The sequence below is a fragment of the Streptomyces sp. NPDC005181 genome (assembly GCF_040608395.1).
Lineage (GTDB): Bacteria > Actinomycetota > Actinomycetes > Streptomycetales > Streptomycetaceae > Streptomyces.
On sequence record NZ_JBEXID010000021.1, the window covers coordinates 1 to 19,905 of the forward strand.

Genomic DNA, 19,905 nt, shown 5'->3' on the forward strand with positions numbered 1-19,905 from the left:
CGCGGTGGAGCCATGAATCCCACCGCAAGACCGCCCGAGCCAAGACCGTCGAGGACCTCATCGCGGCGTAATCAACCGGCCACCCGACAGGCTCTCAGGTGCTCTCAGCGATGTGCCGGTACAAGGTGGCACGGGAGATCCGCAGGGCCTTGGCAATGGCGGTGACGCTCTCGCCCTTGGCGTGCCGGGCACGGGCTACGGCTAGCTTGTCGTCGTCCACCACAGAGGGACGGCCACCGTGTCGGCCCTGTCGGGCCGCAGCGTCCAGCCCTTCCAACGTCTTCTCCCGGATGCCCTCCCGTTCGACTTCGGCGGCGACGGCCAGGACGGCGAACACGATCGCCCCCGCCCCGTTCGGGTCGTAGACGCCCCGAAGGGGGCCGGAGAGGAGTTCCAGTTGGATGCCGTCCGTCTGGAGCGCGGCGGACAGGGTCATCAGCTCAGCCGCGTTACGGGCCAGTCGCTTCATCTCGACCACGGACAGGACGACCGGCTGGCCGGGAGCGGCTGTCTTGATCTCCCGCGCCAGGGTGAGCGCGTTATCCAGCTCCGGCCGTTCCTTCACACGAGTGCTGATCTTCTCCGAGAACACGCGCGTGCACTGCGCTGCGCCGAGTGCGTCCAACTGGGACTGGAGTTCCTGCCCGACCGTGGAACACCGGGCGTACCCGATACGGATCGCTGCGCCCGACGTCGGCTCGACCACTTCCGGTACGGACGGACCAGGGGACCACTGCTTGCCGGGGCTGCGGTCGGCGGGAGTCTTCACGGTCAGCTCCGCCCTGAGCGCGGGCACCAGGGCGAAACGGCCGGTGTGGTAGTTCGCTGCCACCTTGCCCGCTCCCGTACGGCAGGGACTACCGGCCGGAGCCTGGCACTTCGGGCAGCCGTGACGCTCGACCTGTTCGGCCGGTGTGATCTTCTTCGACATGACCCGAACGTCTCATAAACCTGTCTCGAAACTAGAGGTGAGGCAAGTCTTTTGCGACGGGTTTCGAGACAGCGAGAGGTGAGCAAAGTGGACACCAGTCAGGACCACGCCAACCGTCTCACTATCGATGGTTTTCGAGACGCCCCTTGGTGGTCACACTGCGCCATGGTCAAGGAGACTCTGCTCTTGCACGGCCTCATGGTCCCGCTGCCAGGACTCAGGGTCGCGTCCAAGGGGCGATGTAGATGACGAGACCGGTGCATGCATGCTAGGGACGGGAGTTCGCCGGTGATCTGTGAAGGGGACGGTTGTGAAGATCGGGTCCGTGAAGCGGTCTGAACGTGTTGCTGTCATCGGAGTGGGCATCCTCGGGGCCAGCGTGGGCTGGAACCTGTCCCGGCACGGTGCCAAGGTGGTCTTCATCGACGCGAGCCAGCCGGGCGAAGGCATCACCAACTGGTCTTTCTCGTGGATCAACGCCAGCAACAAGACTGCGCGCAAGTCCTACTTCGACCTGAACGTCGCAGGCATGGCAGCACACCGTGAGCTTGCCAGGACCATCGGGCCAGACTCATGGTGGCATCCCAGCGGCCACCTGCGGTGGGCAGACGATCCCGCAGCGGAGGCGAAGCTCCTGGAAACGGCCGAGCTGCTGGCTGGTTGGGACTACCGGGTCGAGGTGTGCACGGGGACAGAGGTGCGCCGCCGCCTCGAACCTGCTCTCACGGTGCCCGGCGAGGTCCCAGTCCTGTTCTACCCCGACGAGGCCTGGGTGCACGGACGTCATCTCGTCGACCGCCTGGTCGGCCAGGCTGCTGCAGCCGGTGCCGAGCGCCGGTACGGCACTGCGGTCCGTGACATCGGCACCCGTGCCGACGGGAGCATCCGGACCGTTGCGCTATCCGATGGGAGTCGTCTCGACGTCGACATCGTCGTGAACGCAGCAGGCCCCAGCGCCTCCTACGTCGCCGGGCTCATCGCACGGCACTTGCCGATGCGCCGGGAACCCGGCGCCGTCACCCGGATCGACTGCGATCGAGTCCCGGTCCACCGAGCCATGCACGCGCCTCACATCGAGATCCGTCCCGACGGAAACGCTTCGGTGGCCCTCCACAGTCGCGAGGTCGACGCACTCATCGGCACAGGGGAAGATCCAGCGGAACTCGCACGGTTGCTCCACGAGTCGGCGCGGCACGTCGTTCCCGAGCTCGGCAACTGCCGTATCGCACAGACCCGGGTAGTCAACCGGTCCATCCCCGCCGATGGCTTCCCCTCGGTGGGAGCAGTGCTGTCGGTGCCGGGCTACTACGAGGCCGTTTCCCACAGCGGCATCACGCTCGGGCCGGTGATTGGTCGGCTGCTTGCTTCGGAGATCCTCAGTGGGAAGAGAGATGAGATGCTTGCGGACTTCCGCCCGGAGCGGTTCTCCCCGTGAGCCCACTTAGGGCGACGGCGGAAGGGTGGGGGATGACCCCCTTGCCATGTTCCACCTGACCGCCGTGTCTTAGCAGCTCGGAATCTGCCACGGTTACGGAGGTCGCCCGAAGTGCGACGGAGCAGGGCAGCGGCGGAAGAAGCCCAGCTCAGAGCAACAATGGAAAGCTGGCCGACGGCGAAGAGCTGCACAAGAATGACGTACTCGCCAGCCTCGCCCCTGACCTGTGGCCGCGAAGCGGCCCAACCTGTTATCGCGGACCCCCCGGTCAGCAATGTGGGGGCGCTGACGCGCCCCTACCTGGAACTTGCTGGGCTTGCTGATGTCGGCCCCGAAGGGGGCCGCACTACGTCTTGCAGTCTTCCTTCTGTGGCGGCCTCCGGCCGCCCTTGCTGCTCACCACTTACCCCTTCGCCGTCGCCTTGGGGCGCTGACGCGCCCCGCTTCTCCTCGCCGCTGACCGAAGTCGCTTACCTTCTGTCGGCCCCGGCAGGGGCCGCACTTCCTTGGAGCCAAATAGATAAGAGAGGGCGTGAACGTTTCCCCTGGTCAGAGGCAGTTCCGGTACATGCCGGACGTGTGCTGACTACACGTCCGGCATGTAGTCATCGATCAGAGTGCAGTCGACATGGGACCGGCGCACCCTTCCCCTTCTGGAACAGATAAGTCGGAAGGACCAGGCAGGCGGCTCCGGAACTGGGGGAGACAAGTTCGAGCTGCTTCGCCCGAGCTATCGCGTTGTTCGTGCTCTGGACGGACAACGGCTTGCCGTCCTTACCGAGCAGCGCAGCCAGCTTGCCGGGGCCGAAGGCAGCATGACCGTGGCGGTCGGCCCACCCGAGCGCAGCGAAGTGCAGGCGGTAGGCAAGCCCGTGCCGGAGGTCCTGCGCCTTGCGCTTGTACTCCTGCGGATTGACCCCACCCCACGGGAGGTTGTGGCCGAAACTGATAGTCACAGGTCCGTGACTCCTTCCTGTGCGGCGCACACAGGTACGCCGATAACCCCCGCCGGACGGCGGGACATGTGTCTCCTCTTCTTCGCGGGGGTGGACCGCCACGGCCGGCGTGGTCTGTTCACAGGTGATGCCAGAGCCTTGAGCTCGGGCTCGGTCTCGTGCGGTCAGGAGCGACGGCGGCGACCTTGCAGGAATCCTACAGAGCGCAGGAGGGCCCGCGAGGAGCCCTCCTGCCGTACAGCCGCGGGGTGATCAGCTTTCGCTGTGTACGGCCGCCAGGTCGCGGATGCGGCGCTTGAAGTCCATCGGGATCAGAACCTGCACGCGACCGTTTGCCTCCTGCCACATACCGTCGTGCCCCTCCGGGGACATGGCCTGCGCGGCGGTCATGGCCGGGAGCGGCTCGGTGTGGAGGATCGCCTTGACGCCGGCGGCCCGGAGTTCCCGGCCCTTCTCGTGCTGGGTCGTCAGCTTTGCCCACCGCTCCCGGTAGGTCTCGCCTGTCGGGATCTCCTCCCACGTGTCCGGGCGGGTGGGCTGGGCCATCAACTGCGCTCGCCGTGCGTCCAGCCGCTTGTAGGTGTCCCGGTACTCCTGCTTGCCCAGCTCGCTGGAGTAGAGACCGGCTTCGCGGTCCTCCCGGAGTTCCGTCAGAGCGCGGTTGACCTCCGCGATGTCCCGGGTGAAGTCCGTGCCGGGGCGGAAGACCTTCCGTACGATCTCGACGTCACCGGCCGCACGAAGGAAGACCTCCTCGATCACTTCCTCCAGGACGTGCGCCGCGATGCCCTTACTGCCCGTCGGGCACCGCTTGTGCGTGGTGCGGGAGGCACACCGGTAGTACGGCCAACTCCGTCCAGGACCCCGGTAGGCGGGTTCGCCGCAGGTGCAGAACGCCACCCTGAGGAGAGGTGAGCCGCCCTTCCTGTTCCCATTGCGCTTGCTGGTGTTCTCGTCCAGCTTCCTGTTCGCCAGCTCCCACTCCTCCTGAGTGATCAACGGCTCTGCTCGCTGGAGAGGACGCCCTTCCTCGTCACGGATGACACGCGTTCGCTTCGTCTTCCGGCCATCGACGACGACCTCCTCGGTCACCTCCATCTGACCGAGAACGTTCAGGGAGCGCACCACCTTGGAGGTGTTCGCAGCGGTCCAGCGGCTGCCCTTCGGCGGCTTGCCGTTCCTGATGAGCTGAGCGTCGAGCGATGTCGGAGTCCTGGTCGGGTCCTCGTTGAGCCACTGGGCGATGCTGTTCGCCGACTCGCCCTCGACGAGGCGGCGGACGATCTCGCGCAGCGTTCCGGCGGTGTCCGTCCCGTAGTCGTCCACGACCAGCCGCCAGCCGCTACCGGTCTCCTGCTTCTCCTCCCGGTAGCCGTACGGTGTCCGGCCACCCCGCCAGCGCCCCTCCTTCACCAGGTGGTTGTAGGAGGACTTCGCCCGCGCCTTGATGGCTTCGAGCTCCCCTTCCGCGAAGGAGGCGATCAGGCTGAACAGCAGCTTGCCCATCTGCGTGCTGAGGTTGATTCCGTCCTCGACGGTGGCGACCTCCTTGCCGTTCCTCTCGCACCACTCCACGAGGGTGTGCACATGCAGGACGCGCCGCGAGAGGCGGTCCAACTTCAGCGCGCAGATGATGTCGTACTCGTTGGCCCGGGACTCCTCCAGCGCGATCCGGTGCTCGATCGAGCTGACTTCCTTGCCGATGGTGGACGGTAGCCATTTGCCGAAATCGGGCCGCTTCCAGGGTTCGACACCACCGGACACGTCGATGTCCTCGACCCACCCGACGACGACGTGCCCTTCCTGGTCGGCCCAGCGTTGAATTGACCGGCGCTGACGCTCCGGCGACGTGGTCTCGTCCGAGACCCTCGACAGGCGGACCACTCCCAGGACTCTTGCCACTGCTTCTCCCCATCCCCTTGGTACCTGACAGTGACGCTACGACCTCGACAGGTACGGCGTCAAAGTGGATTCTTGGAAACCGCCAATGTCTACGGCTGGGGTGAGAACAAGGGCCGTACGGAGGAGATCCTCGGCACCTGGTTCGCCAAGGGCGGTGAACGCCGCGACAAGGTCGTACTCGCCACGAAGGTGTACGGGAACATGGCCGCGGACGGCGATGCCTGGCCCAACCACCACAAGCTCTCCGCGCTCAACATCCGGCGCGCCGTCGACGCCAGCCTCAAGCGGCTGCAGACGGACCACATCGACCTGTACCAGTTCCACCACATCGACCGTGCCACCCCGGTCGAGGAGATCTGGCAGGCCATCGACGTCCTGATCCAGCAGGGCAAGATCCTCTACGCCGGCTCGTCCAACTTTGCCGGCTGGAAGATCGCCCAGACCAACGAGACCGCCAAGCGCCTCGGCTCGTACGGTCTGGTCAGCGAGCAGTGCCTGTACAACCTCGCCGAACGCCGCGCCGAGATGGAGGTCATCCCGGCCGCGCAGGAGTACGGCCTCGGTGTCATCCCGTGGTCCCCGCTGCACGGTGGACTGCTCGGCGGTGTGATCCGCAAGGAGCGCGAGGGCGGCGCGGCCCGTTCGGCGTCCGGCCGGTCCGCGGACGCGCTCGCCAACACCACGGTGCGCGCGCAGATCCAGGCGTACGAGGACCTGCTGGAGAAGCACGGTCTGGAGCCCGGCGAGGTGGGCCTGGCCTGGCTGCTGACCCGTCCGGGTGTGACAGGACCGATCTCCGGCCCGCGTACGCGTGAGCAGCTGGACTCGGCGGTGCGCGCCGTGGACCTGGAGCTGTCGGACGAGGTGCTGGCCGCCCTGGACGAGATCTTCCCGGGCCCCGGCCCGTCACCGGAGGCCTTCGCCTGGTGAGTCGGCGCGCCTTCGTGTGAACACCTGAGCCCGGCTCTGCGGCGCAAGCGCGGAGCCGGGCTCAGGTCATCGTGCGTGGTGGCTACTTGAGGTAGACCAGGCCGTCGGTGGTGATCGCCGGCCGCCCCGAGGTGGCGACGACGACGATCTTGACCGTGTGCTTGGCGCTCGTGGACCAGCTCTTCGTCCACAGCGCGTCGCGGTACTTGGTGGTGGACGACTTCAGGTCGACCGTGGCCACCTTCGTGCCGTCGACATACACGTACGCCTGGCCGGACATACTGGCGCGCGAGACCACCCAGGCGGCCGACCGGCCGGTGAACGTCCAGGTCAGGCTCGCGCCCTTGGACGAGCTGGAGTACGACTTGCCGCCGAGGTAGCTGGACGACGACTTCGTCGTCCAGGTGCCGGTCTTCGTGGCCGAGGTCTCCTGGAGGATGACCGGGGTGCCGGAGACGGAGGCGGCCGCGGTGTTGCCCGCGAGGTCGTACGCGGTCATGGACCAGGCGGTCGCCACGCCGGACTTGGCGGTGTGCGAGGCGCTCGTGGTGGTCGGCCCGTAGGTCTTGGCGACCGGGGCGGTCAGCCGGACCTCCTTCAGGGACGCGGCGTCGGTCGCCTTCCACTTCAGGGTGAGCGGGACGACGGTGGTGTTCACCGTGCCGGTGCGCAGGGCGAGGTTCGGCTTGGTGGTGAACGTGGGAGCTGTCTGATCGGCGATCACGGTCGCGGCCGCGGACGTGGCCGTCTTCCCCGACTGGTGCGTGGCGCGGACCTGGATCTTGTGGGTGCCGACGCCGAGCGTGGCCTTCGCCGAGGTGGCGGTGGACCCGGTCGTGGCGACGCTCCTGCCGTCGACCAGCAGCTCGTACTTGGAGATCAGGGCGCTCGGTGTGGTCGCCGTCCAGCCCACGGTGATCGCGGACTTGGTGTAGTACGTCGTGCCGGACACTCCGGCGCCGGTCACGGACTTGATGGCCAGTCCGGTGACGGGCCCGGCCGCGTAGCTGCGGATGGTCGGCAGCTGGCCGTAGAGCTTGGTGCCGGGGCACTCGGTGTTGTAGCCGTCGCGGTGGCCGGAGATCGTCTTGAACGAGTACTGCGTTCCCGAGATGAACTTCGTGCCGGCGTAGTTGTTGCCCGTGGCGCCCGCGGTGAGCATCGTGGTGCCCGCCGGGTCGACCTTGTACTGGCCGAGCTTCCACGCGGCGACCCGGGCCACCGAGGTGAGCGCGGCGGTCGACGCGCCGGCGTTCGTGTAGGTGCCGATGACCGCGATACCGGCCGACTCCCGGTTGAAGCCGTACGTGTGCGCGCCGAGGACGGGCCGGTCCACGCCGCCCTTACGGCCCTCGAAGAGGGTCCCGCACCTGTCGACCACGAAGTTGTAGCCGATGTCCTTCCAGCCGTTGCTCTTCACGTGGTACGCGTACAGGCCGCGGACGATCGCGGGGGAGTCGGCGCAGGAGTAGTCGCTGGTCTGCGCGGTGTGGTGGACGAAGACGGCCTTGACCGCGCCGTTGTACTCCGGCGCTTCCGGGCTGATCGACTCGTCGGCGCCCCAGCCCGCGCGGGACGTGATCGGCGGCCGGGGCACCGTGGACGGCGGTGCGGGCGGCAGCGTCGGGGACGGCGAGGTGCTCCCGGCCGGCGGGGGCGTGGCGCGCTCCTTGACGGCGGGGCTCTGCGACACCGACGCGGACGGCGAAGGCTCGGACACCGTGGGCTCGGCGGCCGGTGACGAGGCATCGGTTGCCTCGGGCGCGGCGGCGACGAAAGCGGCCGGGTCCGCGTTCCGCGCGGAACTGCCGCCCGAGCTCCTGCCGGGGTTCTTCCCGGGGTCGACGGTGTCCAGCCGCAGACCCGTCGGGAGCTCGGCGGAGACCTCGTCGTCCGCCGTCACCCGCACCTCGACGCCGTCGGACGGCCCGACCCAGCGCGGTTCGGTGGCTCCGCGCACACCGGGGCGGCCGGTCTCCGTATGCCCGTCCACGCCGGTTTCGAGGGGCAGCCAGGACGTCCAGGTCCCGTCGGCGGCGGACCGCGTCCGCACCTCTACCGATCCGGACACCTTGGCCGACGGGTCGGTCCAGGTGACGCCGAGCATGCTGAACGGGTCGGTGTCCCGTCTGCCGAGCACCGCGGAACTGCCGTCGGCGGACACCTTCAGCGCCGCCTTGCGTACCTCGGCCCTGACCGGCCCGGCCTTGCTGTCGGCACTGTCGTCGGAATCACCGGTCATGCCCTGGAACACCAGGACACCGGTCACAGCTGTCGTTGCGACAGCAGCCGTGACCCAGAGTCTTCGCCGCGATCTCACGTCGTATCCCTTGGGAGGAGGGGGTGGGAAGATCAGGTTCCGTCGGCTCGGCGGCAGGTTGGGGGAACGCCACGGCAATTCCGGCGAGCGGAGCAAGATCCACCTCAGTGCGCGGCGGGCTGCCCAGCGGGCATTGCCGATTCCGGCCGAGCGGACCGCCCGCCCGTTACTGCGCGGCGAACCGGTCCAGCGCGTCCAGCACCGCCCGGGTGGTCGACGGCCCGCCCAGATGCCCCGCCCCGTCGATCACGGTCAGTTCCGCGTCCGGCCATGCCTTCGCCAGCTCCCAGGCGGTGGTCAGCGGGCCGCCGAGGTCGAACCGGCCGTGCACCAGCACCCCCGGGATCCCGGCCAGGCGGCCGGCGTTCCGGATCAGCTGCCCCTCCTCCAGCCAGGCGCCGTGGGAGAAGTAGTGCGAGCAGATCCGCACCAGCGCCTGCTGCGCCTTGCCCGGCCGGCCGCTGTAGGGGGGCGGCCCCGTGTACGTCTCCTGGGAGAGCACCGCGTCCTCCCAGGCACACCAGTCGGCTGTGGCCTTCGCCCGTACCGCGGCGTCCGGGCTCTCCATCCGGCGCGCGTACGCGGCCACCAGGTCACTGTCCCCGGCAGCCTCCGGGACGCCCGCCCGGAACAGGTCCCACGCCTCCGGGAAGATCTGTCCGGCCCCGCGGTACAGCCAGTCGATCTCGCTGCGCCGGGTCGTCGTGACGGCCGGGATCACGATCTCGGAGACCCGCTCCGGATGCTCCTCGGTGTACGCCAGGATCAGGGTGGACCCCCAGGACCCCCCGTAAAGCAGCCACTTCCCGATCCCGAGGTGGACGCGCAGCCGCTCCATGTCGGCGATGAGGTGGGCGGTGGTGTTGTGCTGCATGTCGGCGGCCGGGTCGCTCGCGTGTGGGGTCGACCGGCCGCAGCCCCGCTGGTCGAAGAGGACGACCCGGTACCGGTCCGGGTCGAAGTACTGCCGGGTGTGCGCGCCGCACCCGGACCCCGGGCCGCCGTGGACGACGAGCGCGGGCTTGCCGTCCGGATTGCCGCAGACCTCCCAGTACACGAGGTGGCCGTCACCGACATCGAGCATTCCCTGGTCGTACGGTTCGAACAGCGGGTACTTCTCGTCGGGCTTGCGGTCCATGGCGGTGTCCTTCTGGTCCGGGCCAAAGGGCTCACCTTATGGCGGGGCGTAGCGTGGCTGCTGTGAACTCCACTGCCCAGGTACTGGCCGTACTCGACCGACTGCTCGCCACCGCCGGGCCCGACCAGCGCGGCGCGCTCTGGCAACTGGCCGAGTCCGGGCGGGAGCTGGATGCCAATCTGGTGCGCCTGCCGCCGGGCGCCGAGGTGGGTGAGCATCAGGAGGACGTCCTCGACGTGTTCCTCGTCGTCATTGCGGGCAGCGGCCGCGCGGTCACAGGCGCGGAGGCCCTGGAGCTCGCCCCCACCACGGTCGTCTGGCTGCCCCGCACGTCCCGCCGCGCCCTCGTGGCGGGTCCGCAGGGACTGGCGTATCTGACCGTCCACCGTCGTCGGCCGGGCATGACCATCAAGCCCTCGGCCGAGGCTCCGGTCACGCACGAAGGCGGCGAGGGGCCCTGCATGCTGGACCGGGTCTGTTCCGACTGCGGCCGCCTCTCGGCGGATCCGGCGCCGGTGTTCTGCAGCAGGTGCGGGGAGCGGTTCCCGGAGCTTTGAGCGCGCCGCGGTCCACTCGGCGCCTGCGACGATCGCGATGAGCTCGGCCGGGTCCCGGTCGGCTGCCGCCCCGCGGAGACGCTCGGTGAACTCACCGGCCCGGCCTCGCCCTGTGCAGGGCCGATACCTCGCACACAGAGCTAAAATGGCTGCATGGCGGCGGGTGATCTACCTGACGAGCTCGCCGGACTTCTGCCCCGCATCCAGAGGCTCGCCCGGCGAAGGCTGTGGAGCGGGCTGCCCACACCCCGGCTGCGTGGGGCGCACGCCGAACTGCTCCGTCTCGTCGCCGTCGAACCCGGCATCCGGGTCTCCGCCGCCGCGCACGACCTCTGCCTGGCGGCCAACTCCGTCAGCACCCTGGTCAACCATCTGGTCAGGGAGGGGCTGTTGCGACGTGAGACCGATCCCGGCGACGGGCGTGCCGCGCTGCTGTACCCGACCCCCGCAGGCGTCGCGCGGTTGCGCGAGTGGCGTGCCCGGCGCGACGCGCTCTTCCGCGAACACGTCGCGAAGCTCGACGCGGCCGACCGGACCGCGCTGACCGCCGCGCTCCCGTCGCTGCGCAGACTCGCCGAGTCACTGCGCGAAGGGGAGGAGCCCTTATGACCCCCGCTCTCAGCTGCACCGGTCTGACCTACTCCTTCGGTACGTCGAAAGCCGTCGACGGCCTGGACCTGGTGGTCCGCCCCGGCGAGGTCTTCGGCCTCCTCGGGCCCAACGGCGCGGGCAAGACGACCACCATGCGCGCGATCACCACCCTGCTGCCCGTGCCGTCCGGTGTCATCGAGGTGTTCGGCCACGACGCGGCCCGGCAGAAGATGGCCGTGCGGCGCCTGCTCGGTTACGTACCGCAGCAACTGTCGGCCGATGCGAGCCTCACCGGCCGGGAGAACGTCCAGCTCTTCGCCCGCGTCTTCGACGTGCCCCGCCGCCAGCGCGCGGCCCGCGTCGGACAGGCGCTGGACGCGGTCGGCCTCGGCGAGGTTGCGAACCGGCTCGCCGCCACGTACTCCGGCGGCATGGTGCGCCGCCTCGAACTGGCCCAGGCCCTGGTCAGCGCGCCCCGCCTGATGATCCTGGACGAGCCGACCATCGGCCTGGACCCGATCGCGCGCGACAGCGTCTGGGACCGCATCACCGAGATCCGGACCGGCACCGGGATGACCGTGCTGGTCACCACCCACTCCATGGACGAGGCCGATCAACGCTGCGACCGGCTCGCCCTCATGCACCTCGGCAGACTCCGCGCGCTCGGCACGCCCGCCGAGCTCAAGGCCGAACTGATCGCGCACCGCCAGGAGTCCGGCGAGACCGCCCTGCCGCCGACGCTGGAAGACGTCTTCCGATACCACTCCGGAAGCGGCCTGGACGACCCCGGCTCCGGTTCCGGTTCCGACGAAGGGAAAGGAGCGTTCCGCGATGTCCGCCGTACCCGTCGCACCGCATCACGCCTCGGCTGAACCCGGCTCGCCCGATCAGCGGTTCGCTCTCCTGCTGGACCCGCCGCCACCCCGCACCGGCTGGCGCGTCGTCCCCGCACGCATCACCGCGATGTGCGTCGTCGAAATGCAGAAGCTGCGCCACGACCGCACCGAGATCTACACCCGCGCCGTGCAGCCCGCGCTCTGGCTGCTGATCTTCGGTGTGACGTTCTCCCGTATCCACGCCATCCCCACCGGCGGCGTCCCCTATCTCGACTTCCTGGCGCCCGGCATCATCGCCCAGTCCGCCATGTTCATCGCGATCTTCTACGGCATCATGATCATCTGGGAGCGGGACTCGGGCGTCCTCACCAAACTCATGGTCACACCGACGCCCCGGACCGCCCTGGTGACCGGCAAGGCCTTCGCCGCCGGGGTGAAAGCCCTGATCCAGGCGGCGGTCGTCATCGTGATCGCCGCGCTGATCGGCGTCGGCATGACCTGGAACCCACTGCGGCTGCTCGGCGTGGCCGTGGTCGTCGTCCTCGCCTCGGCATTCTTCTCCTGCCTGTCGATGTCGATCGCCGGGATCGTCCTGACCCGCGACCGCTTGATGGGTATCGGTCAGGCCATCACCATGCCGCTGTTCTTCGCGTCCAACGCGCTGTACCCGGTCGCCCTGATGCCGGGCTGGCTCCAGGCCATCAGCAAGGTGAACCCGCTGAGTTACCAGGTGGACGCCCTGCGCGGGCTGCTCATCGGTACGCCGGCCCACCTGGGGCTCGACTTCGCGGTACTCGCCTTCGCCGTGCTCGTCGGCATCGTCGCCGCAGGGTCGCTGCTCGGCCGACTGGCCCGCTGAGTCACCGCGTGCGCGGACGGTCGAACCAGATCGTCAGCAGCGTCGGCCCGAGCCCCACCCAGAACACCACCTGCGGAACGCCCCGGTCCGTCCACGGCACCGCCACGACGGCCACCGCGCAGAGCGTCCCCAGCGCCGCCTGCACCAGCACCAGGCGTGCCCAGAACATCCGCCGGACCAGCGACCGCACGCTCAGCTGCACCCCCGCACGCAGCTTCCGGTACCGTCGCCACGCGCCGACCGCCCAGATCGCGCCGATCAGCGCCAGCGCGTAGAGCCGGGTGCCGAGCGGCAGGGGCAGTTCGGGGCCGTCCCCGCCGGACGGGAACAGGTTGATCGCCCCACCCGCCGGCACCAGACTCAGCACGGCGAGCCACCGGGTGCCGCGCAGCATCCGGAACACCGCCCGGTCCAGCCCCAGGCGCAGCCCCGACGACGACGGGTCCGCGGCCAGCGCCGACGCGTACACCTCCGCCCGCTGTTTCGGCTCCACCCCGGGCGCCGCGGCCTGACTGTCCGCGTGCTCGCGCAGCGCCCACGTGTTGGCGGGATCGATACGCAGCACCTCGCGCACCGCCCTCGTGCCGAGGTCGCTCCGGCCGTTGAGGAGGGCGGCCTTCCACAGCGCGGAGTACGCCCCGATCTCCTCCGGGCCCAGCCGCACCGCCTCCTGCGCCGCCGCGAGGGACTCGTCGGTGCGCCGAAGTCTGCGCAGCCCATAGGTCCGTACGATCAGCGCGTCGACGTACTCCGGGTCGATCGCCAGGGCCGACCCGGTCGCCTCGACGGCCTTCTCGAACTCGTCGGCACGCAGATGACAGCAGCCCAACTGCCCCCAGGCGCGGACGTCCTCGGGGTCCTGGGCCAGACGTTCGGCCAGCAGCGCCTCGGCTTCGAAGACGCGGCCGAGCGAGAGCAGCGCGGCCGCCCGCTCGGTGAGGTCCTGACCCACCCTATGGAGCGGTGGCGTATCCCAGGAAGGCGGTCCAAGCGGTGCCCCGGATGCTTACCCGCCTCGCTCCGGGCACGCACCCGCCCGCAGTCCTGTTGATATACGGACGCGCCGCACACCTTCGTCCCGGTCTTCCTGGTGATCAACACCGTGCTCGTGGTCGTCCTGCAGATGCATGTGTCGCGACTGTCTGCGCCGATTGGACACCATGACTCCGGACCTCACCGTTCGGCGCAACGCCGTCGCCTCCGACTCGGGCGGCTGAGCCCGCGCCGCACCTTGCCGACCACAAGAGTGCGGCGCCCGACCGGAGTTGGGGCAGCCTCGGATCACCTGTCGATCCGCGGTCCCCGAAGGCGTGGCGAATCCTCCGGCTGTGGGGCGAAACGAGGAGAATGGCGGCGTTTCCTGGGTTGCCGCCCCGAGCCGGGATGTCGGGGCCGACGAAAGAGGACCTGTGGTGGATGCCCTGGTGAGCCGCGGAACAGGGACGGACGAGGCGGTCGGGACGGTCCATGCGATGGTCGAGGACCGTGCGCAGTGGCGCGGCCGGCTGTTGCGGGCCGGACGAGCCCTGTTCGCCGCGTACGGCTACGCGCACACGACCGTCGAGCAACTCTGCGCCGAGGCGAAAGTGCCGGTCCGGGCCTTCTCTCAGCAGTTCACCTCGCGGGAGGCGCTGTTGATCGCGCTGTACGACGAGGTGGCGACCCGCGGACTGCGCGCGTCCGAGGCGGTCCTGCTCTCCGACGGCATGGACGAGTGCTCGACCGAGGAGCGGTTCCGTCGGCTCTTCGACGCCTATGTGCGGGCCGTCACGGAGGATCCGCGCGCCGCGCGGGTGGCGTTCGTCGAAGTGCTGGGCGTGAGCCGTACGGTGGACGACCATCTCGCGATGTGGCGGACGATGTGGTCCGAGTTCCTGACCTGCGAGGCCGAGCGTGCCGCGGAGCGGGGTGAGGTGGGGGACGGCGACCAGCGGGTCGCGGTCATGGTGATGACCCACTCGGTCGATGAGCTCCTCGCCCACCACGGCCGGCGCCCGCGCCAGGTCACGCCCGACTGGCTGACCGAGGAGCTGACGCGGCTCTCCCTGATCATGCTGGGTTCGCCGTGACCGTTCGCCGTGACCACGCGACTTGACAACTTCACTTGCCGGGACGGCAAATGGGGCATGACGCAGGGCGCGAAGGCAGCAGGAGAAGAAGAGGCGGACGCAGACGGTTTCACCGCGGTCCTGGCCGGTGTCGGTCCGAGACTGCGGGTCCTGCGCCTGGACCGCGGCACGACCCTGGCCCAGCTGAGCGGTACGACCGGCATCTCGCTCAGCACGCTCTCCCGGCTGGAGTCCGGTCACCGCCGACCGACCCTGGAACTCCTGCTGCCGCTCGCCAAGGCGTACGGCGTACAGCTGGACGAACTCGTCGGCGCCCCGCCCACCGGGGACCCCCGCGTTCACCTGCGCCCCTTCACCCGTAACGGCATGACCTTCATGCCGCTGACCCGTCACCTCGGCGGGCTGCACGCGTACAAGCAGATCATTCCCGGCGGGCGAGGCGCGACCGGGCCGCTGGAGCAGCGGGTGCACGAGGGCTACGAGTGGCTGTATGTGCTGGCCGGGCGGCTGCGGCTGGTGCTGGGCGAGCACGATCTCGTACTCACCGCCGGGGAGGTGGTGGAGTTCGACACCCGTACGCCCCATGCGTGGGGCTGCGCGGGGCCGGAGCCGGTCGAGTTCCTCAGCCTGTTCGGGAGCCAGGGCGAACGGATGCATGTGCGGGCCCGTCCCGCAGGGCGGTGAGGGGGTCCGGGCGCCTGGGGGGCGGCTGTCCTCAGTCGCCGGACGGGCTGGACAGGTAGGGACCGCCCATGCCCCACGCCTGGTGCATCGCGTCGGCGAACGCCGCGGCCAGTTTCTGTTCGCCCGTCGGGCCCGGGTGCGTACCGTCGTAGGTGTCCCGGTGGATGTCGTACGCGGCCGGGCGCGACGCCAGCAGGATCGGGGACGCCGGCTCGTCGAGATCGGCGACGGCCTTCGCCAGCAGTTCGTTGAAGCGGTCGCACTCGGCGGCGAACGGGGCATCGGACTCGGCCCGGACGTTCGGTATCACGGGCAGGAACACAGCCCTGATGCGCGGTGCGGCGGTGCGGGCGGCCTCGACGAACACCCGTACGTTCGCGGCGGTCTGCTCGCTGTCCGTATAGAACCCGAGGTCTATCAGGCCGAGCGAGACGAGCAGCACGTCCGCGCGGGTCGCGGTGACCGTGTCCGCGATCACCGGGGCCATGTGCAGCCACCCCTCGCCCCAGCCCGCCAGATGGCGGCGGGCCCCGGCGGGGAAATCCGGGTCGCCGTACGCGTGCGAGACCGGGGTGTTCGTCACGGTGTCGTACAGCTCGGTGCGCGGGCCGACGATCTCGTACGGGCCGTCGAAGGCCGCTTCGAGGTGCTGCCACATGCGGTAGCGCCAGGTGAAGTCGCCGGCGCGCCCGATGGTCATGGAATCGCCGACGAACATGAAACGCATGGCGACATCATGGCGGATCAACGCGCCGGGCTGCGACGTGACGATGGACACTTGGCCCCATGCGTTCGTATCTGACTGTCTCCGGCGCCGCCGCGCTGCTCGTCCTCGCCGGTGCGGCCGTGGCCGCGACCCCGGCCACGGCCGACGACGGAGCTGCCGACCGCAGCTTCACGATCGACGACCCCCGGATCACCGAGTCCAGCGGCCTCGCCGCCAGCCGCGCCCACCCGGGCATCTACTGGACGCACAACGACAGCGAGGACGGTCCGTACATCTACGCCGTCGACTCCCGGACCGGGAAGACCGTCGCACGGATCACCATGCGCGGGGTCGGCGCGCCGCGCGATGTGGAGGCGATCTCGCTCGGGCCCGACGGCGATCTGTACGTCGGCGACATCGGCGACAACCTGAACGGCAGCTGGGACCACGTCTGGATCTACCGGTTCCCCGAACCGAAGGTGCTGAAGGACGCGACGGTCCGGGCGACCCAGTTCGACGTCAAGTACGCGGACGGGGCCCGCAACGCCGAGGCGCTGATGGTCCACCCGAAGACCGGCCGGGTCTACATCGCCTCGAAGAACGAGAACGGCGGCGGACTGTACGAAGGACCCGCGCAGCTCACCACCGGCCGGACCAATGTGTTCCGGCGGGTGGGGGAGGTGCCATGGGTGACGGACGGGGCGTTCTCGCCGGACGGGAAGGAACTGGTGCTGCGGTCCTACTTCAGCGCCCGTGGCTACGCGTTCAAGGACGGACGGCTCGGCGCCGACCACCGCGTCGACGTACCGCTGCAGGGGCAGGCCGAGTCCGTGACGTACACGGCGGACGGCTCGGCGCTCATGTTCGGCTCGGAGGGCGCGCGGAGCGAGGTGGTACGGGTGGACATCGCAGGAGCGCACGGGAACGGCAGCGACTCCAAGTCGCCGTCGAAGGACGGCGGCGGCGCGTCGTCGTCCGCCGACGGCGCGGGCGGGGACGGCAGTGAGGTGAAGGGCAGCACGCTGGTCGGAGCGGCGGTGCTCGCCGCGGTGGGCGCACTCGTCTTCATGAACCGGCGCCGCAAGCGCGGCTGACCGACCGCACCCGCCCCCGTCGGCGCACGTCCCGGGCCCCGAGCCGGCCCCCGACGCGCCGCACGTAGGGTCGGGGGCTATGACGAACCACGGGCCCGAGGCCTTCTCCACCGAGCGGCTCGACGCGCTGCCGCTGCGAGCCGCGCACGCCGAGGAGATGGCAAAGGTCCTCGCCGACCCGGCCCTGCACACCTACACGGGCGGCGCCCCGGAGGACCTCGACACCCTCCGGGCCCGCTACACCCGCTGGGAATCCGGCTCCCCCGGCCCTGCCGCGCACTGGTGGAACTGGGTGCTCCGGGTCCGCACCGACGGCCGCCTGGCGGGCTGGGTCCAGGCCACGGTGACGGGCCCGCAGGCCGAGATCGCCTGGGTCATCGGCACCGAGTGGCAGGGTTCGGGCTACGCCAAGGAGGCGGCGGCCGGTCTGGTGACGCACCTGCTGGCCGGGGGCACGGTCCGTACGGTCGTCGCGCACATCCACCCCGACCACGCCGCATCCGCCGCGGTGGCAGCGGCGGCGGGACTCGCCCCCACCGACGCGTGGGAGGACGGGGAGCGGCGGTGGCGCCGCACGGACGTCACTTCCGGTACGGCCCGGCCTTGAGCCGCTCCGCGACGTCGAGGGTGACCTCGGTGCCGATGGCGGCGGGCCGGGCCTGCACGGCGGCCGCAGGTGGGTGCGTGCCCGTCGCCCCGTCGATCAGTTCGCGGACGATGTCCATGTGCCCGGCGTGCCGCACGACGTCCTCCAGCATGTGGATGAGTACCCAGCGCATCGACACCTTCCGCCCGTCCCACGCCGTGCCGATCGCGTCGAGCGGGATCTCCTCTGTCGCACGGTCCGCTGCGGCGCGGGCGCGGGCGTAGAAGGCCAGGATGCCGGCGGTCGTCTCGCCCGGGGCGACCGTCATGTCCTCCGTGGACGCGTCGAACCAGAGCTTCTCCGTCTCGCGGCCGAACGTCGTGCAGAACCAGCCGTACTCGACTGTCGCCAGATGCTTGACCAGGCCCAGCAGATTCGTGCCCGTCGGGGTCATCGGGCGGCGCAACTGCTCGTCGTCGAGGCCGTCGAGCTTCCACAGCACCGCGTCACGGTGCCGGTCGAGTGCGATGTGCAGGGAGTCCTTCTCGCCGCCGGTGTACGGCACGGTCCTTGTCATGCGAGGACGGTAACAACGCGCACTGACAGGCCCGTTGTCAGTGGTATTTGCGAGGATGGCCGGACCGTCGAGGAAGGAAAGACATGGGCACCTGGGACATCGGTCATTTCGACAGCGACACCGCAGCGGACTTCGCGGGGGACCTGGACGACGCCCCGCGGGGCAAGCGTGCCGAGCTGATCCGGGATGCTCTGACGGTCGTCGTCGGGACCACGGACTACCTCGACTCCGACGAGGCCGTCGTGGCCGTGGCGGCGGCCGCCCTGGTGGCCGCGCAGTGCCCGGGCGGGGAGCCCGTGACGACCCCGTACGGGCCGGACGAGCCGGTTCCGGACCTTCCCTCGGAGCTTCGGGGCCTTGCAGTCCAGGCCCTCGACCGGGTGGTGACCGAGCCGTCCGAGCTGCTGGAGCTGTGGAGCGAGGGCGGGCACGGGGAGCCGTGGGAGGAAGGGATCGGCCGGCTCCGGGCGGTCCTGGCGGCGGCGGGGTGAGGAACGGCGAGGGGCCCCAGGTCCGGATCCGCACCAGGGGCCCCTCGGAGACGTACAGCTGATCGTTACAGCTTCTCGATCACGTAGTCGATGCAGGCCGTCAGGGCCAGCACGTCCGCCGGGTCGATCGCCGGGAACATCGCGACACGCAGCTGATTGCGGCCCAGCTTGCGGTACGGCTCCGTGTCGACGATGCCGTTGGCGCGCAGCACCTTGGCGATCGCCGAAGCGTCGATCTCGTCCGCGAAGTCGATCGTGCCGATGACCTGCGAGCGCTTCGCCGGGTCGGTGACGAACGGGGTCGCGTACTTCGACTCCTCCGCCCAGCCGTACAGGTTCCGCGCCGACGTTGCGGTGCGGCCGGTCGAGAAGTCCAGGCCGCCCTGGGTGTTCAGCCAGGTCAGCTGCTCGTTCAGGAGGAACAGCGTGGCCAGGGCCGGGGTGTTGTACGTCTGGTTCTTCAGGGAGTTGTCGATCGCCGTCGGCAGGGAGAAGAACTCCGGGATGTGCCGGCCGGAGGCGTGGATGCGTGCGGCGCGCTCCAGGGCCGCCGGGGAGAACACGGCGATCCACAGACCGCCGTCGGCGGCGAAGGACTTCTGCGGCCCGAAGTAGTAGACGTCCGTCTCGGTGATGTCGACCGGCAGACCACCGGCGCCGGAGGTGGCGTCCACCACGACGAGGGAGCCCTCGTCGGCGCCCGCGACGCGCTTGACTTGCATGGCGACACCGGTCGACGTCTCGTTGTGCGTGAACGCGTAGACGTCGACACCCGCCTCGGCCTGCGGGTCCGGGTGGGTGCCCGGGTCGGAGGCGATGACGCTCGGGTCGGCGAGCCACGGGGCGAGCTGGGCGGCCTTCGTGAACTTCGACGAGAACTCGCCGAAGTTGAGGTGCTGGGACTTCGTCTCGATCAGACCGTGCGTCGCGATGTCCCAGAAGGCGGTGGAGCCGCCGTTGCCCAGGATCACCTCGTAGCCCTCGGGGAGGGAGAAGAGGTCGCGTACACCCTGACGCACCGAGCCGACCAGGTTCTTGACCGGGGCCTGGCGGTGGGACGTACCGAGAAGAGACGTTCCGGTGGCGGCCAGCGCGTCGAGCGCCTCCGTCCGCACCTTGGAAGGACCGGCGCCGAAGCGTCCGTCGGAGGGCTTGATGTCAGCGGGAATCTGGATATCGGCCACGAACCGGAGCGTAGTACTTCATGGACACGGTCGAGGACCGTGTCCGTCCGATGAGACAC

At 69.7% G+C, this 19,905-nt stretch carries 18 protein-coding genes and 2 pseudogenes; 11 read left to right on the forward strand and 9 right to left on the reverse strand.

What is annotated here, in order from left to right; all coding sequences use genetic code 11:
* Positions 1-94: 94 nt before the first annotated feature.
* On the reverse strand, positions 95-931 hold the full coding sequence (locus ABZV38_RS16160; protein WP_356327477.1) for a recombinase family protein: 837 nt from the start codon (positions 929-931) through the stop codon (positions 95-97).
* 325 nt (positions 932-1,256) lie between these two features.
* On the opposite strand from ABZV38_RS16160, the gene ABZV38_RS16165 reads away from it, so the two are divergent.
* Positions 1,257-2,366 carry an FAD-dependent oxidoreductase gene (locus ABZV38_RS16165; protein WP_356327478.1) on the forward strand — a complete coding sequence of 370 codons (1,110 nt, stop codon included), beginning with the start codon at positions 1,257-1,259 and terminating at the stop codon, positions 2,364-2,366.
* Positions 2,367-2,971: 605 nt separating this feature from the next.
* Here the strand turns inward: ABZV38_RS16165 and ABZV38_RS16170 are convergent.
* Together ABZV38_RS16170 and ABZV38_RS16175 are read right to left on the reverse strand one after the other, a co-directional pair.
* Positions 2,972-3,322 (reverse strand): hypothetical protein, encoded by a 351-nt coding sequence (locus ABZV38_RS16170; RefSeq protein ID WP_356327480.1) that lies wholly within the window; start codon positions 3,320-3,322, stop codon positions 2,972-2,974.
* Positions 3,323-3,574: 252 nt separating this feature from the next.
* The gene (locus ABZV38_RS16175; RefSeq protein WP_356327482.1) at positions 3,575-5,224 is read right to left on the reverse strand and encodes a recombinase family protein; all 1,650 of its coding nucleotides are present in this window, start codon (positions 5,222-5,224) and stop codon (positions 3,575-3,577) included.
* Positions 5,225-5,299: 75 nt separating this feature from the next.
* Here ABZV38_RS16175 and ABZV38_RS16180 point away from each other — a divergent pair.
* Positions 5,300-6,154 (forward strand): annotated as a pseudogene (locus ABZV38_RS16180) (aldo/keto reductase); the annotation flags it as partial.
* Between the two features lie 82 nt (positions 6,155-6,236).
* Here the strand turns inward: ABZV38_RS16180 and ABZV38_RS16185 are convergent.
* Together ABZV38_RS16185 and pip are read right to left on the reverse strand one after the other, a co-directional pair.
* Positions 6,237-8,474, reverse strand: a complete 2,238-nt coding sequence (locus tag ABZV38_RS16185) for an N-acetylmuramoyl-L-alanine amidase (protein ID WP_356327484.1) — start codon at positions 8,472-8,474, stop codon at positions 6,237-6,239.
* A gap of 166 nt (positions 8,475-8,640) precedes the next feature.
* Positions 8,641-9,612, reverse strand: a complete 972-nt coding sequence (gene pip, locus ABZV38_RS16190; protein ID WP_356327486.1) for a prolyl aminopeptidase — start codon at positions 9,610-9,612, stop codon at positions 8,641-8,643.
* A 62-nt stretch (positions 9,613-9,674) separates the two neighbouring features.
* On the opposite strand from pip, the gene ABZV38_RS16195 reads away from it, so the two are divergent.
* The 4 genes from ABZV38_RS16195 (at position 9,675) to ABZV38_RS16210 (ending at position 12,455) form a co-directional block, all read left to right on the forward strand.
* Positions 9,675-10,169, forward strand: a complete 495-nt coding sequence (locus tag ABZV38_RS16195; RefSeq protein WP_356327488.1) for a hypothetical protein — start codon at positions 9,675-9,677, stop codon at positions 10,167-10,169.
* A 153-nt stretch (positions 10,170-10,322) separates the two neighbouring features.
* Positions 10,323-10,778 carry a MarR family transcriptional regulator gene (locus tag ABZV38_RS16200; RefSeq protein WP_356327490.1) on the forward strand — a complete coding sequence of 152 codons (456 nt, stop codon included), beginning with the start codon at positions 10,323-10,325 and terminating at the stop codon, positions 10,776-10,778.
* Positions 10,775-11,632, forward strand: a complete 858-nt coding sequence (locus tag ABZV38_RS16205) for an ATP-binding cassette domain-containing protein (RefSeq protein ID WP_356327492.1) — start codon at positions 10,775-10,777, stop codon at positions 11,630-11,632. Before ABZV38_RS16200 ends, ABZV38_RS16205 begins: the two co-directional genes overlap by 4 nt.
* Positions 11,592-12,455 carry an ABC transporter permease gene (locus ABZV38_RS16210; RefSeq protein WP_356327494.1) on the forward strand — a complete coding sequence of 288 codons (864 nt, stop codon included), beginning with the start codon at positions 11,592-11,594 and terminating at the stop codon, positions 12,453-12,455. The genes ABZV38_RS16205 and ABZV38_RS16210 overlap by 41 nt, the downstream gene beginning before the upstream one ends.
* Before the next feature lies 1 nt (position 12,456).
* Here ABZV38_RS16210 and ABZV38_RS16215 read toward each other — a convergent pair whose 3' ends face one another.
* Positions 12,457-13,407, reverse strand: coding sequence for a tetratricopeptide repeat protein (locus ABZV38_RS16215; protein ID WP_356327496.1), 951 nt, complete (start codon positions 13,405-13,407; stop codon positions 12,457-12,459).
* 520 nt (positions 13,408-13,927) lie between these two features.
* Between ABZV38_RS16215 and ABZV38_RS16220 the strand changes: the two genes are divergently transcribed.
* Positions 13,928-14,524, forward strand: coding sequence for a TetR/AcrR family transcriptional regulator (locus tag ABZV38_RS16220; protein WP_356327629.1), 597 nt, complete (start codon positions 13,928-13,930; stop codon positions 14,522-14,524).
* Positions 14,525-14,581: 57 nt separating this feature from the next.
* Positions 14,582-15,208, forward strand: coding sequence for a helix-turn-helix transcriptional regulator (locus tag ABZV38_RS16225; protein ID WP_356327630.1), 627 nt, complete (start codon positions 14,582-14,584; stop codon positions 15,206-15,208).
* 31 nt (positions 15,209-15,239) lie between these two features.
* On the opposite strand, the gene ABZV38_RS16230 is transcribed toward ABZV38_RS16225, so the two are convergent.
* Positions 15,240-15,935, reverse strand: coding sequence for a GDSL-type esterase/lipase family protein (locus ABZV38_RS16230; RefSeq protein WP_356327498.1), 696 nt, complete (start codon positions 15,933-15,935; stop codon positions 15,240-15,242).
* Positions 15,936-15,994: 59 nt separating this feature from the next.
* Between ABZV38_RS16230 and ABZV38_RS16235 the strand changes: the two genes are divergently transcribed.
* Both ABZV38_RS16235 and ABZV38_RS16240 read left to right on the forward strand, forming a co-directional pair.
* A complete protein-coding gene (locus ABZV38_RS16235; RefSeq protein WP_356327500.1) occupies positions 15,995-17,008 on the forward strand; it encodes a WD40 repeat domain-containing protein in 1,014 nt (337 codons plus the stop codon).
* A gap of 79 nt (positions 17,009-17,087) precedes the next feature.
* On the forward strand, positions 17,088-17,615 hold the full coding sequence (locus tag ABZV38_RS16240; RefSeq protein WP_356327502.1) for a GNAT family N-acetyltransferase: 528 nt from the start codon (positions 17,088-17,090) through the stop codon (positions 17,613-17,615).
* Positions 17,616-17,682: 67 nt separating this feature from the next.
* Here the strand turns inward: ABZV38_RS16240 and ABZV38_RS16245 are convergent.
* Positions 17,683-18,171, reverse strand: a pseudogene (locus ABZV38_RS16245) (DinB family protein); the annotation flags it as partial.
* Between the two features lie 83 nt (positions 18,172-18,254).
* Between ABZV38_RS16245 and ABZV38_RS16250 the strand changes: the two are divergent.
* Positions 18,255-18,662, forward strand: a complete 408-nt coding sequence (locus tag ABZV38_RS16250; protein WP_356327504.1) for a DUF4259 domain-containing protein — start codon at positions 18,255-18,257, stop codon at positions 18,660-18,662.
* Positions 18,663-18,727: 65 nt separating this feature from the next.
* Here ABZV38_RS16250 and serC read toward each other — a convergent pair whose 3' ends face one another.
* A complete protein-coding gene (gene serC / locus ABZV38_RS16255) occupies positions 18,728-19,846 on the reverse strand; it encodes a phosphoserine transaminase (RefSeq protein ID WP_356327506.1) in 1,119 nt (372 codons plus the stop codon).
* Positions 19,847-19,905 lie beyond the last annotated feature (59 nt).

Bases quoted from the DNA above. Each gene is read 5' to 3' on its own strand.
- ABZV38_RS16200 (WP_356327490.1), top strand. From the start codon at position 10,323: ATGGCGGCGGGTGATCTACCTGACGAGCTCGCCGGACTTCTGCCCCGC.
- ABZV38_RS16230 (WP_356327498.1), bottom strand. From the start codon at position 15,935: ATGCGTTTCATGTTCGTCGGCGATTCCATGACCATCGGGCGCGCCGGC.
- ABZV38_RS16225 (WP_356327630.1), top strand. From the start codon at position 14,582: ATGACGCAGGGCGCGAAGGCAGCAGGAGAAGAAGAGGCGGACGCAGAC.
- ABZV38_RS16210 (WP_356327494.1), top strand. From the start codon at position 11,592: ATGTCCGCCGTACCCGTCGCACCGCATCACGCCTCGGCTGAACCCGGC.
- ABZV38_RS16220 (WP_356327629.1), top strand. From the start codon at position 13,928: ATGGTCGAGGACCGTGCGCAGTGGCGCGGCCGGCTGTTGCGGGCCGGA.
- pip (WP_356327486.1), bottom strand. From the start codon at position 9,612: ATGGACCGCAAGCCCGACGAGAAGTACCCGCTGTTCGAACCGTACGAC.
- ABZV38_RS16205 (WP_356327492.1), top strand. From the start codon at position 10,775: ATGACCCCCGCTCTCAGCTGCACCGGTCTGACCTACTCCTTCGGTACG.
- ABZV38_RS16240 (WP_356327502.1), top strand. From the start codon at position 17,088: ATGACGAACCACGGGCCCGAGGCCTTCTCCACCGAGCGGCTCGACGCG.
- ABZV38_RS16250 (WP_356327504.1), top strand. From the start codon at position 18,255: ATGGGCACCTGGGACATCGGTCATTTCGACAGCGACACCGCAGCGGAC.
- ABZV38_RS16160 (WP_356327477.1), bottom strand. From the start codon at position 931: ATGTCGAAGAAGATCACACCGGCCGAACAGGTCGAGCGTCACGGCTGC.
- ABZV38_RS16235 (WP_356327500.1), top strand. From the start codon at position 15,995: ATGCGTTCGTATCTGACTGTCTCCGGCGCCGCCGCGCTGCTCGTCCTC.